General features: G+C 65.0%; 13 protein-coding genes. 10 read left to right on the top strand and 3 right to left on the bottom strand.

The window, feature by feature from the left end; translation table 11 throughout:
• Positions 1-159: 159 nt before the first annotated feature.
• From thiC to BN1132_RS19655, 7 genes are all read left to right on the top strand, one after another.
• Entirely contained in the window at positions 160-2,202 is a 2,043-nt protein-coding gene (thiC, locus tag BN1132_RS12490) for a phosphomethylpyrimidine synthase ThiC (RefSeq protein ID WP_042077934.1), read from the top strand.
• Positions 2,199-3,809, top strand: coding sequence for a thiamine phosphate synthase (thiE, locus tag BN1132_RS12485; RefSeq protein WP_042077933.1), 1,611 nt, complete (start codon positions 2,199-2,201; stop codon positions 3,807-3,809). The genes thiC and thiE overlap by 4 nt, the downstream gene beginning before the upstream one ends.
• Positions 3,799-4,560, top strand: coding sequence for a HesA/MoeB/ThiF family protein (locus tag BN1132_RS12480; RefSeq protein ID WP_042077932.1), 762 nt, complete (start codon positions 3,799-3,801; stop codon positions 4,558-4,560). The genes thiE and BN1132_RS12480 overlap by 11 nt, the downstream gene beginning before the upstream one ends.
• 2 nt (positions 4,561-4,562) lie before the next feature.
• Complete coding sequence (gene thiS, locus BN1132_RS12475; RefSeq protein WP_042077931.1) at positions 4,563-4,763, top strand: sulfur carrier protein ThiS; 201 nt, start codon at positions 4,563-4,565, stop codon at positions 4,761-4,763.
• Positions 4,764-4,848: 85 nt separating this feature from the next.
• Complete coding sequence (locus BN1132_RS12470) at positions 4,849-5,616, top strand: thiazole synthase (RefSeq protein ID WP_042077930.1); 768 nt, start codon at positions 4,849-4,851, stop codon at positions 5,614-5,616.
• Between the two features lie 83 nt (positions 5,617-5,699).
• Complete coding sequence (gene thiH / locus BN1132_RS12465) at positions 5,700-6,836, top strand: 2-iminoacetate synthase ThiH (RefSeq protein ID WP_042077929.1); 1,137 nt, start codon at positions 5,700-5,702, stop codon at positions 6,834-6,836.
• Positions 6,837-7,415: 579 nt separating this feature from the next.
• Complete coding sequence (locus BN1132_RS19655; protein ID WP_084202883.1) at positions 7,416-7,955, top strand: REP-associated tyrosine transposase; 540 nt, start codon at positions 7,416-7,418, stop codon at positions 7,953-7,955.
• A 229-nt stretch (positions 7,956-8,184) separates the two neighbouring features.
• Here BN1132_RS19655 and BN1132_RS12460 read toward each other — a convergent pair whose 3' ends face one another.
• Both BN1132_RS12460 and BN1132_RS12455 read right to left on the bottom strand, forming a co-directional pair.
• Complete coding sequence (locus BN1132_RS12460; protein WP_042077928.1) at positions 8,185-8,613, bottom strand: GNAT family N-acetyltransferase; 429 nt, start codon at positions 8,611-8,613, stop codon at positions 8,185-8,187.
• Between the two features lie 28 nt (positions 8,614-8,641).
• The gene (locus BN1132_RS12455) at positions 8,642-9,277 is read right to left on the bottom strand and encodes a Vat family streptogramin A O-acetyltransferase (RefSeq protein ID WP_042077927.1); all 636 of its coding nucleotides are present in this window, start codon (positions 9,275-9,277) and stop codon (positions 8,642-8,644) included.
• Positions 9,278-9,500: 223 nt separating this feature from the next.
• Between BN1132_RS12455 and BN1132_RS12450 the strand changes: the two genes are divergently transcribed.
• Both BN1132_RS12450 and BN1132_RS12445 read left to right on the top strand, forming a co-directional pair.
• Positions 9,501-10,085 (top strand): hypothetical protein, encoded by a 585-nt coding sequence (locus tag BN1132_RS12450; protein WP_042077986.1) that lies wholly within the window; start codon positions 9,501-9,503, stop codon positions 10,083-10,085.
• A 245-nt stretch (positions 10,086-10,330) separates the two neighbouring features.
• Positions 10,331-11,221 (top strand): sensor domain-containing diguanylate cyclase, encoded by an 891-nt coding sequence (locus tag BN1132_RS12445; protein ID WP_042077926.1) that lies wholly within the window; start codon positions 10,331-10,333, stop codon positions 11,219-11,221.
• 75 nt (positions 11,222-11,296) lie between these two features.
• Here BN1132_RS12445 and BN1132_RS12440 read toward each other — a convergent pair whose 3' ends face one another.
• Positions 11,297-11,935: an exopolysaccharide biosynthesis protein gene (locus tag BN1132_RS12440; protein WP_042077924.1), complete on the bottom strand. Its 639-nt coding sequence runs from the start codon at positions 11,933-11,935 to the stop codon at positions 11,297-11,299.
• A gap of 222 nt (positions 11,936-12,157) precedes the next feature.
• Between BN1132_RS12440 and BN1132_RS12435 the strand changes: the two genes are divergently transcribed.
• The gene (locus tag BN1132_RS12435; RefSeq protein WP_411587641.1) at positions 12,158-12,754 is read left to right on the top strand and encodes an outer membrane beta-barrel protein; all 597 of its coding nucleotides are present in this window, start codon (positions 12,158-12,160) and stop codon (positions 12,752-12,754) included.
• Positions 12,755-12,763: the final 9 nt, after the last annotated feature.

Here is a 12,763-nt window from a genome sequence, read left to right as displayed (position 1 = left end):
GCGCCGGGTTTCCAGACTAGGGAAACACCGGGACGGCAGGGCAGGGAAGATCCATGCCCGGCTCACTCCCCCGAGCACACCCCGCCGCAAGTTCATCTTCTCCTCGAACTCCAGACAAGCAAATACCCATAACTTCAACCAGTTAATGTGAGTTTTGCTATGTCTACCAATGTTTCTGATACCACCAAATCCAGCCGCCGCGAGCAGCGCTCCAGCGCCCAGACCTTTATCGACAACCTCAAGGGGATGGCTCACCCCAACTCCCGCCGCATCTTTATCGAAGGCTCCCGCGCCGATATCCGGGTGCCCCTGCGGGAGATCCAGTTGGCCGACACCTTCGTCGGCGGCACCAAGGAAGCTCCCCAGTTCGAGCCCAACGAGCCGGTGCCGGTTTACGATACCTCGGGCCCCTATGGGGAAGAGGCCGCCCCCATCGACGTGCGCCGCGGTCTGCCGCGCCTGCGCGAGGAGTGGGTGCTGGAGCGGGATGATACCGACGAACTGCCGGGTCTCAGCTCCACCTTCACTCAGGAGCGGCTGGCGGACGAGGGGCTGGATCACCTGCGCTTCGAACATCTGCCGAGCGCCCGCCGTGCCAAGCCGGGCCGCCGGGTCACCCAGCTCCACTACGCCCGTGCTGGCATCGTCACTCCCGAGATGGAATTTATCGCCATTCGCGAGAACATGGGGCGCGAGCGGGTGCGCTCCGAGCTCCTGCGCACCCAGCATCCGGGCCAGGGCTTTGGCGCCAGACTGCCCCAGAACATCACCCCCGAGTTCGTGCGCGATGAGGTGGCCGCCGGTCGCGCCATCATCCCCAGCAACATCAACCACCCGGAAGCGGAGCCCATGATCATCGGCCGCAACTTCCTGGTGAAGATCAACGCCAACATCGGCAACTCGGCGGTCACTTCCAGCATCGAAGAGGAAGTGGAGAAGCTGGTCTGGTCCACCCGCTGGGGCGCCGACACCGTGATGGATCTCTCCACCGGCCGCTACATCCACGAGACCCGCGAGTGGATCCTGCGCAACAGCCCGGTGCCCATCGGTACCGTGCCCATCTATCAGGCGCTGGAGAAGACCAACGGCATCGCCGAAGACCTCACCTGGGAGCTGTTCCGCGACACCCTGCTGGAGCAGGCCGAGCAGGGGGTGGACTACTTCACCATCCACGCCGGCGTCCTGCTGCGCTTCGTGCCGATGACCGCCAAGCGCCTCACCGGCATCGTTTCGCGCGGTGGCAGCATCATGGCCAAGTGGTGCCTGTCGCACCACAAGGAGAACTTCCTCTACGAGCACTTCCGCGAGATCTGCGAGATCTGCGCCGCCTACGACGTGAGCTTGTCGCTGGGTGACGGTCTGCGTCCGGGCTCCGTCTACGACGCCAACGACGAGGCCCAGTTCGCCGAGCTGCGCACCCTGGGCGAGCTCACCAAAATTGCCTGGGAATACGACGTGCAGGTGATGATCGAGGGCCCCGGCCACGTGCCCATGCACATGATCGAGCGCAACATGACCGAGCAGCTGGAGCACTGCCACGAGGCGCCCTTCTACACCCTGGGCCCGCTCACCACCGACATCGCGCCGGGTTACGATCACTTCACCTCCGGTATCGGCGCCGCGCTCATCGGCTGGTACGGCTGCGCCATGCTCTGCTACGTGACCCCCAAGGAGCACCTGGGCCTGCCGAACAAAGAGGACGTGAAGCAGGGGCTCATCACCTACAAGATCGCCGCCCACGCAGCTGACCTTGCCAAGGGCCACCCCGGCGCCCAGATCCGCGACAACGCCATGTCCAAGGCGCGCTTCGAGTTCCGCTGGGAGGATCAGTTCAACCTGGCCCTGGATCCCGACACCGCCCGCGCCTATCACGACGAGACCCTGCCCCAGGAGTCCGGCAAGGTGGCCCACTTCTGCTCCATGTGCGGGCCCAAGTTCTGCTCCATGAAGATCACCCAGGACGTGCGCGACTACGCCGCCAAGCTGGAAGCGGTGGAGATCAAGATGGTGGGCATGGACGGCCAGCAGGAGCGGGTCGTGGCCGAGGTGGAGAGCGGCATGGCCCGTAAGGAGCCCGAGACCTTCAAGCAGGCCGAGGTAGTGCGCGGTATGGCGCGGATGGCCGAGACCTTCAAGGAGACCGGTGGCGAGATCTACCACCAGGCGGCGACCCTGAAGCAGGCCGCAGGGGAGGAGGCGTGAGCAGCGAGCGCGGGGCTGTCAGCCCCGCCTACCTGTCCGCCGTGACGGCGGCTCCGCGTCCCGTGGTCTGGACCATAGCAGGTTCAGACTCCGGCGGCGGCGCCGGCATTCAGGCCGACCTGCACACCCTGCACGACCTCGGCGTGCATGGATGCTCCGTCATCTCCGCCATCACCGCCCAGAACTCGGTGGCGGTGAAGATGGTCGACCCTGTGCTGATGCAGGCCTTCACCGCCCAGATCGACGCCCTCAGTGTCGATCTGCCACCCGCTGCCATCAAGATCGGCCTGCTGCCGACCCGGCTGCACGTAGAGGTGCTGGCCCGCCGGCTCGATACCCTGAGCGCCCCCTTTGTGGTCTACGACCCGGTGGCCATCGCCAGCAGCGGCACTCCGATGGCGGAGCCCAATATGCTGGCGGCGGTGCGCGAGCAGCTATTGCCACGTCTGTCGCTCATCACCCCCAACGGCCCCGAGCTGGAGGCCCTGACCGGCTTGCCGGTCAGCAGTCCCGAACTGGTGCGCCTCGCCGCCCGCCGTCTGCGCGAACTCGGCGCCCGCGCCGTGCTGGTGAAGGGGGGTCATCTTGAGTGGAGCGGGGAGCTGTGTCTGGACTACTACCAGGACGAGACCCGCGAATTCTGGCTGGCGGCGCCGCGCCTCGATACCCGCCACGGCCACGGCACCGGCTGCTGCTACGCCAGCGCCATCGCCGCCGTGGTGGCGCAGGATTATCCGGTGGAGGACGCCATCACCCTGGCTCGTGCCTACCTGCAACAGGGGTTGGCGGCGGCGCAGGGGGTGGGTGCAGGCCCGGGGCCCATCGCCCATCTTGGCTGGCCCGCCGAGCTTGCCCACTTCCCCCGCGCCGTACTGGCGGGCTCAACCCTCGATCGCCGTTTCGGGCTTTATGAGACAAGGAGCGCCCGCCTGCCGCAGGGCCCCTTCGCGTCGACCGAACACAACCTCGGCCTCTATCCGGTGGTGGATTCGGTCAAGTGGCTGCGCCGCCTGTTGGGGCTGGGGGTCAAGACCATCCAGCTGCGGATCAAGAGTCTGCCCGCCGCTCAGGTGGCACCGGCAATTGCCGAGGCTGTGGCGCTCGGTCGCCGTCATGGGGCGCGGCTCTTTATCAACGACTACTGGCAGCAGGCCATAGCGGCGGGCGCCTGGGGCGTACATCTGGGGCAGGAGGATATGGAGACCGCCGATCTCGCCGCCATTCAGGCGGCCGGGTTGCGCCTTGGCATCTCCACCCACGGCTACTTCGAGCTGATGCGGGCCCGCGAGCTGGCCCCCTCCTATGTCGCGCTCGGCCATATCTTCCCGACCAACACCAAGGCGATGCCTTCCCGCCCCCAGGGGTTGGTGCGGTTGCACCGCTACCGCGCCCTGATGGCGGATTGGCCGACGGTGGCCATCGGCGGCATCAGCGAGGAGCGGGTGGCGGCGGTCAAGGGGAGCGGGGTGGGCAGCGTCGCGCTGGTCTCGGCTATCACGGCCAGCGACGACTGGCAGGGGGCGACCGAACGGCTGCTGGCCGCAGTGGGGGCAGGGGATGAGCCACGCTCGGTCACCGTTATACGGGAGGCAGAACATGCTCTCTGATGCTGAGTATTTGCGATACGGCCGCCAGCTGATGCTGGCTGAAGTGGGGGAGGCGGGTCAGGCGCGGCTCAAAGATAAGTCCGTGCTGATCGTGGGCCTCGGCGGGCTCGGCTCGCCGCTGGCCCTCTATCTCGCCGGTGCCGGGGTGGGCACCCTCTGGCTCGCCGATGGCGACACGGTGGACTCCAGCAACTTGCCGCGCCAGATCCTGTTCGATAGCGAGGCGGTCAACCACTCCAAGGCGGAGCTGGCCCGGGAGCGGTTGGCTGCCCACAACCCGCTGGTGGAGCTGATTGCCATCAATCAGCGACTCGATGCCGCGAGCCTACCGGAGTTTGTGGCCGAGGTAGATCTGGTGATCGACTGCTGCGACAACCTCGCCACCCGCCAGGCCATCAACGCCGCCTGCGTGGCCCAGGGCAAGCCCTGGGTCTGTGCCGCAGCAGTGGGCTGGCAGGGGCAGCTGATGGTGCGTACCAGCAGTGAGCACGCCTGCTACGCCTGCCTCTATCCGCTGGATACCAAGGTGAGCCAGAGCTGCGAGACCAGCGGCGTCACCGGCCCGCTGGTGGGAGTGATGGGCTCTTTGCAGGCGCTGGAGGCACTGAAACTGCTGCTCGGGATGCCGAGCCCGGTCGCGGGCACTCTGCGCCGCTTCGATGCGTTGACCCATCAGTGGCAGACCCTCACGCTGGCTCCCGACCCCGATTGCCCGGTCTGCGGCAGCACCCACCCGGCCCTGGAGAATTAACTATGAAGATCCGATTGAACGATATCGAGCTGACGCTGCCCACCGGCCAGTGCCTGACTGAGCTGCTGGCGGTGCAGGAGATTTCCCCTCAGGGGGTAGCGGTGGCCCTCAACGGCGCCGTGCTGCCCCGCAGCCGCTGGGCCGAGACCCGTCTCAATGACGGGGACGAACTCCACCTCTTCACCGCCATTGCGGGAGGCTGACCCATGATGCTCGCAGTCCCATCTTCGAGCGCCCTGCCTTGCGGCGGGGTCTCATCTCTTCTTATCGCAGTGGCCGGAGGCTGACATGCTCAAGATTGCCGATCACACCTTCTCTTCGCGCCTCTTCACCGGCACCGGCAAGTTTGCCCGCCCGGAACTGATGGCCGCCGCCATCGAGGCAAGCGGCTCCCAGCTCGTCACCATGGCCATCAAGCGGCTCGAACCGGGCAAGGCCCACGACGATATCCTGAGCCCCTTGCTGCAACTCGGGGTCAAGCTCTTGCCCAACACCTCAGGCGCCAAGACCGCGGCCGAGGCGGTATTTGCCGCCCACCTCGCCCGCGAGGCGCTGGGGACGAACTGGCTGAAGCTGGAGATCCACCCCGACCCGCGCTATCTGCTGCCCGATCCCATCGAGACGCTGAAAGCCGCCGAGCAGCTGGTGAAAGAGGGTTTTGTGGTGCTGCCCTACTGCGGCGCCGACCCGGTGCTCTGCAAGCGGCTCGAAGAGGTGGGCTGCGCCGCCGTGATGCCGCTCGGCGCGCCTATCGGCTCGAATCAGGGGCTGGTGACCCGGGAGTTCCTCTCCATCATCGTCGAACAGGCCAATGTGCCCGTGGTGGTGGATGCGGGGATAGGTGCGCCGAGCCACGCGGCGGCGGCCTTCGAACTCGGCGCCGATGCCGTGCTGGTCAACACTGCCATCGCGGTGAGCGGCGATCCGATCGCCATGGGCCGCGCCTTTGCGCTCGCTTGTGAAGCAGGTCGCAGCGCCTATGAGGCGGGTCTTGGCGCCCGCGCCCTGCAGGCGCAAGCCTCCAGCCCGCTTACCGATTTTCTGGGGGCGTTATGAGTCAGGGAATTGCTATCACTGGGGGAGATTCTTCCTCCCCTCTCCCTCTGGGAGAGGGGCTGGGGGTGAGGGCTCAGGGGGCAATGGAATCAGAGACAGCCCCCTCCTTTCTCGATCGCTGGCAGGAGCTGGAGTGGGACGATATCGGTATGCAGATCCGCGCCAAGACGGCCGCAGACGTGGCGCGCGCCCTGAGCACCCCGCGCCGTACTCTGGCGGACTTTATGGCGCTGATCTCGCCGGCCGCCGAGGCCTGGTTGCCGCAGATGGCGGCCGAGGCCGAGCGGCTGACCCGCCAGCGTTTTGGCAACACCATCGGCTTCTATGTGCCGCTCTATCTGTCGAACCTGTGCGCCAACGACTGCACCTACTGCGGCTTCTCCATGAGCAACCGCCTCAAGCGCAAGACCTTGAATGCAGAGGAGATAGAGCGCGAGTGCCTCGCCATCAAGGCGCGCGGCTTCGACAGCGTGCTGCTGGTGACCGGCGAGCACGAGCACAAGGTGGGGCTCGCCTATTTTCGCGAGGTGATGCCCATTATCCGCCGCCACTTCAGCACGGTGGGGATGGAGGTGCAGCCCCTCTCCCAGGCCGACTATGCCGAGCTCAAGACCCTCGGCCTCGACGCCGTCATGGTCTATCAGGAGACCTACCACGCCCCCACCTATGCCCGCCATCATCTGCGCGGCAACAAGCGGGACATCGCATGGCGCCTCGCCACCCCGGACCGGCTGGGGCGCGCCGGTATCGACAAGATTGGCCTCGGCGCCCTGATCGGCCTGTCGCCGGACTGGCGCGCCGACAGCTACTTCGTCGCCGAGCACCTAGCCTGGATGGAGCGTCACCACTGGCAGAGCCGCTATTCCCTCTCCTTCCCGCGCCTGCGCCCCTGCACAGGCGGGCTGGAGCCTGCCGTGGTCATGTCGGATCGCCAGCTGGCCCAGCTGATCTGCGCCTGGCGCCTCTTCTCGCCGACCCTGGAGCTGTCCCTCTCCACCCGGGAATCGCCTGCGTTTCGCAACGGTGCGGTACGTCTTGGCATCACCCAGATGTCGGCCGAGTCGCGCACCCAGCCGGGGGGCTATGCCGAGGGGGATGCAGAGGAGCTGGAGCAGTTCGCCATCCACGACGACCGCCCGGTGGGGGAAGTGGCCGCCGCCGTGCGGCAGGCCGGGTTGCAGCCGGTGTTCAAGGATTGGGAACCGTTTTTGGGCCGATAGGGGGGGAGTTCGGCCAAACTCCGTGCCTGTGGCGAGCAGGCACGGCTGCGCCGTGCAGGACGCGAGGCCGCTGGCCTCGACGGGGTTTCGCCCGCCCTTCGGGCTTGGGCGAGTGACTTTGGAAAGACCCAAAGTCACCAAAGGTCTTTTCCCCCGCTTATTCGCCCGACTTACGTCGGGTGCCTTCGGCTCACCCGCTTGTCCGACGGCACGCGCCGACGGGCCTTTGGCCTTCGACATCCATGGCTTCGGCCAACGTCCGCTTCGAACATCCCTGTTCTCGCGCCAAATCGGGTCGAGCTGCGCTCTCCCTCTCCCGATCTGGCCCCTGTGCCGGCTGCGTCTGCGCCATCATCCCTGATGGCGCTCCTGACCTTGCCCCTTCCCCTTGGCTGATTGGAGGGGGGAACCAAAACCGTGCCCACCATAACCTCAGGGGGGCGTCGTAGGGTGCAATAAGCGGAGCGCATTGCACCGCTTTTGTGGCAAGAGGTGCAATTCACGTTGTTCATTGCACCCTACGTTTTGCTTCGTTTGAACCACATTTAACAGCATGGTTGATTGTGAGGTCGGCAATACATGGCGAATTACAAACGGGCATGGCAACCGGGAGGAACCTGGTTTTTTACGGTCGTGCTGGGTGAGCGTCAGAACAACCATCTACTGGTCGAGCGGATCGATCTGCTGAGGTCAGTTGTCAGGGAGGTGCAAGAGAATCATCCATTCCGGATCCACGGCTGGGTTGTCTTGCCCGAGCATCTACATGCACTGTTGGAGTTGCCGGAAGGGGATACCAATTTTCCGTTGCGCTGGCGTCAAATCAAAAGCAAGTTTTCACGAGCAATCCCCAATTCAGAGGCTCGCTCAGAGTCTCGTTGGCAGCGTGGCGAGCGGGGTATTTGGCAGCGACGTTATTGGGAGCATCTGATCCGCGATCAGGAAGATTTCAATCATCATCTCGATTACATCCATATCAATCCCGTCAAACATGGGCTGGTAACTGCCCCGAAAGATTGGCCATATTCCACCTTCCATCGTTGGGTGCAGCAGGGCAGGTATCCATTATCATGGGGAGATAGCTCCATACCAGAATATGAAATGCCACACGACGATAAATAATCGGCATTAACGTGGTTAACGTAGGGTGCAATAAGCGGAGCACATTGCACCGCTTTCGTGAGGATAGAGGTGCAATTCACTTCGTTCATTGCACCCTACGGTATTACGGTACAGGTCAATGACTGCGTCACCTCAATAGCTTCGTGTGCTGCTCGGACAAACTCGCCGGCATCGCCCGGCTCGAAGGGATGGATCACGATCTGGGCATTGGCAAGGGGCGGGAAGGCCATCAGCGCTCCTGCTTTTTGAGAAAGTAACTCACATGCCCCGGCGGCATATCGGGCAGCTGACCAAAGACTTCGTAACCCTGCTTCTGGTAGAAGGGGAGGGCCTGAAAACTGGTGGTTTCCAGATGGTAATTGGTGATGCCCTTGCTTTGGGCGTACTGCTCCATGGCGCCGAGCAGACGGCCGCCCCAGCCATCACGGCGGATGCTTTCGTCGATCCAGAGCCAGTCGACGTGCAGCCAGCCCCACTTGATGTCGGCGATGATGCCGCCGTGTACCTTGCCCTCTTTATCCTTGATAAAGCTGGCGATCCGCTCGCGCCGAAGCTCGTACAGTTGAGGGCCTGCCTGGCTTACGTTGTAGCCCGTCAGGCCAATGCGCAGCGCTTCAACATCATCGTCCTGAGGCGGTTGGGGTGGGGTGAGTTGCATAGTGCTTCCTGCTTGATGGTGATTGTCTCTATGGGGTTGCCGCTTCCAGCGCGGCTATCTCGCCGCCGCTGATAAGCGGCAGGTTGCGGCTGATCTGCTCCACCGGCCAGTCCCACCAGGCGATGGCGTTGAGACGGGCGATGGTGTCGTCGTCGAAGCGGTAGCGGATCACCTTGGCCGGGTTGCCACCGACTACGGCGTAGGCGGGCACGTCGCCGGTGACCACGGAGCGGGCGGCGATAATGGCGCCGTTGCCGACTTTTACTCCCGGCATGATCAGGGCGTCATAGCTAATCCAGACATCGTTGCCGATCACGGTATCCCCCTTGTAGGGGAGGCTGCCCGGGGCGGGGGCGGCGCTCTCCCAGCCGTTGCCGAAGATAAAGAAGGGGTAGGTGGAGAAGCCGGAGGTCTGGTGGTTGGCGCCATTCATGATGAACTTCACCCCACGGGCGATGGCGCAGAACTTGCCAATGATGAGCTTGTCGCCGATGAAGGGGAAGTGGTAGAGAACGTTGCGCTCGAAGCCCGCCGAATCCTCCGGGTCGTCGTAATAGGTGTAGTCACCCACCTCGATATTGGGCCCCTTGATGGTGTTCTTGATAAAGCACACCTGGGGGAAGCCGTTCATGGGGTGGGGATTGGCGGGATCGGGTCCGTGCATGGGGGGCTCCTCTGGGGTCTGGGCTCAGGCTACCCTAACGGAATCGGGTGGAGCCTTGCCACCCTTTTGTGCCCTCCGCTTCGCCAGTCTCTGTCGCCCCCTGACCATGTGCGCATCGACCCGGGACGGGTTTGTCTCTAGCATGGAGGGGAGGCGGAGCCGGGCTCCGTCAAAATGGATGATTGACGAAGTGCGCCTTGCGGACTTCTGGCGGAGAGAAAAGATGAAGCTGCGTTCCTTGTTGATGGTGGGTGCCCTGTTGCTGGGCGGTTGTGCGGTCAATCCCTATGGGGGGACGCCTGCGCCAGTGGGAGAGCCGGACAAGCCGGTGACCAAACCAGAAAAGCCGGTGGCCGAGCCTGACAAGGCCGAGCCGGTGCCGGCGCCCAAGCCGGTGGCGCCGACGGGGCTGGCGGTCTCCATGGCGGACGCCTTCCTGAAGTCTGCCGAGGTGCAGTCGATCGCGGGCGGCAGCCCGGTGCTGCTGCTGATGGCACCCCAGAACGGTACAGGTGAGCCCTTCAGCACCCAGCCCATGGCGGTGGCCATGATCCAGCGCATTCAGGCCAACAGCGGCTTTCGCTTCGCCGACCCGGGCCAGGTGGCGGCCATCACGGGTCAGCTCGAATATCAGCAGGGGGGCATGAACCCCGCCTCCCTGGTGCGCCTGGGTCGCCAGACCGGGGCGGGCTACATGCTCTACGGGGATCTCGTCTCCGAGGGGAGCCGCTACCGGCTCGCCATGAGCCTGATGGATCTCAAGAGCGGCGAGCTGCTCTGGAACGCCAGCCGCTCCGCCGCCCGCTGATACCTCTCACCGGATCCCGCTCGGGCGGGAGCCGGCCTCGCCCGTGATATCCCCCGGCCTGTCCTGCGACCGGGGCCGGCTTGCCGATGTTGCAGGCGGCCTCCTCCGCCTTTCCCATGCGCCTTCGATGCGCAGTGCCCCCCTGATCGATCATGGCCCGGCGGCGGCGGATCTTCCCTTCTGTGCGATACTCCGTGAGTCCTGTATAACAGGGGGAGCCTCCCCTCAGATAACAAGGAGCACGGATGGCGCTCTCAGTGGCACAACTCTATGAAGTGATGGCCCAGTTGCCGGATCCCGTCTTCATCCTCAGCGAAGACGGTTATTACATCGAATACATCGGCGGGGTGGAGCAGCAGTCCTACCAGAACGGCAATCCGCTCATCGGCAGGCGACTGCTGGACGTGCTGCCCGAGGACAAGGCCCTGTGGGTGATGGCGCAGGTGGCCCAGGCCCTCGCCAGCGGCCAGGTGCAGGTGGTGGAGTATGACCTCTCCCCCGCCGAGGTGGATGGCATCGATGCCGAGGCGGGCCCCCAGGGGATGCAGCGCATCGAGGGCAAGATAGCGCCGCTGCCCTCCCTCTACGACGGCAAGCGGGCGGTGGCCTGGGTGACCCGCAGCATCACCCGCCAGCACGAGCTGCAACAGCGGCTCAAGCGGCTCGGGGAGACGGATCAGCTCACCGGCCTCTACAACCGCCACTTCTTCTTCGAACACTATCACCACAGGGTGCAGGGGCAGCAGCTCACCGGCCTCATCATGCTGGATCTCGACCACTTCAAGCAGATCAACGATCGCTTCGGCCACCAGACCGGGGACAGGGTGCTGTGCCGGGTCTGCGACTGCGTGGCCGCCCAGCTGCGGGGGGAGGATCTGTTCGTGCGCAGCGGCGGCGAGGAGTTCCTGATCCTGCTGCCGCAGATAGACGAGGGGATACTGCTGAAGGTGGCTGAGCGGATCCGCGCCGCGGTGGCGGCCCTGGCGCCGGATCCCGCCCCCGTGACCGTGAGCCTGGGCACCACCCTGATCCGGCCGGGCGAGGATCTCGGCACCGTGCTGGCCCGGGCGGACGAGTGGCTCTATCGGGCCAAGTGGGGCGGGCGCAACCGGGTGGCCCACGCAGGGGATCCCTGAAAGGCACCCAGGCTTGCAACGAAAGAGGGCGACATAGTGTCGCCCTCTTTCGTTTGTCTGCGTCTGGGCGCCGTTTCAGCCAAACAGCGTCGAGATGTTCTGGCCCGCCATCAGCAGGCCGATGGCCAGCGCGCTGAACCAGACCAGGGTGGCACTCACCAGGGCGTAGCCGAGGGCGACGAAGAGACCGTCCCGCTGCAACATGCCGATGGCCAGCAGCAGGATGGCCCAGGCGGGCATGGCGTTGGTGAAGGGAATGGCGCCAAGGGGCAGCATCAGCAGCAGGGCCGCCAGCATGATCAGCAGACCGTTGCAGCGGTTGATGGCGTAGCTGCCGGTCAGGATCAGCAGGCGCGGGCGGATGAGGCGGTCGATGCGGGCCAGCAGATCCGCCCCCTTGTGCAGGGCCGGTTTGATGTGCTCGGCGGCGAAGCGGCGCTCCATCAGGACGGCGGGCAGCCAGGGCACCCGGTTGAGGGTGATGCCGATGCCGATGAAGAGGATCAGCAGCCCGAACGGGGTGCTGACGCCGGGGATGGAGACCGGCAGCAGGAAGGGGACTGTGAGCAGCACACAAAACAGCAGCATGCCCTGCTCGCCCACCAGGGCCAGCATCTGGCGCAGGCTGATGTGGCTCTCCTCGATGGCGTGGGCGGTGGCCCTCAGGGTATCGGCAAGTGTGCTTTGGGGGTCGTTGAGTTGCGCGGCAACCATTCCTGGGATCCTCATCCTGTTGACGCCACCTCTGTGGCGCCGCCAGCTTACGCAGCAGAGGTTAATCCCAGATGAATAATGTGAACCGGCGCAAGAAATGGATCTCGGGGCCGGGGACCCAACGGGGTGATACAGGCGCCATCAAGGGCGAGCGTCGCGGGCTCTGATATGCTTTTCGCATATTTTTGTCAAAGGGAGAGGACCATGAGGGGAGCGAAGAGGATGGTGTCGGGGTTGTTGCTGCCCCTGGCGGGCTGGGCTGCCGAGCCCCCCGCGCCTGGCTGGCAGCTGACGCCCTTTGCGGGATACAGCTCGTCCATCGACTTCGAGGCCATGGACGAACCCGAGCCCACGCCCCATGGCGGTGACCTCGACAGCCTGCAGGGGGAGAGCTCGGGCAGCTGGGGCCTCTTCATCAGCAGGGAGGTGGACGATCCGGGCATGATAGAGCTGCTCTACAGCCACCAGTCGACCCGGGTGTCCCCCGAGCTGCCCGACAGGCTGGCGGTGGATACCCTGCACTTCGCCGGAGCCCTGTTTCTCTCCGACAACCTGATGGCGCCCTATATCGGCGCGGGGATAGGGGTGACCCGCTTCGATGCCTACGACAGCGAGACGGCCCCCTCCATGTCCCTGGCGCTCGGGGTGCAGCCGCGCCTGGCGGAACACCTGGCGCTGCGGGCCGAGGTGCGCGGCTACGGCTCCCTGGTCAACGACGACAGCGCGTTTCTCTGCAACCCCGAGGTCTGCGCCTTCCGGGTGCGGGGAGAGCTGATCACCCAGTGGCAGGCCAATATCGGCTTGACCCTGAGGTTCTGAGCCCCGCTC

The organism is Aeromonas sanarellii, from assembly GCF_000820085.1.
In the GTDB taxonomy this organism is placed as follows: Bacteria; Pseudomonadota; Gammaproteobacteria; order Enterobacterales; family Aeromonadaceae; genus Aeromonas; species Aeromonas sanarellii.
The sequence above is the reverse complement of the archived record's forward strand: the minus strand, read 5'-3'. Positions and strand labels throughout refer to the sequence as shown.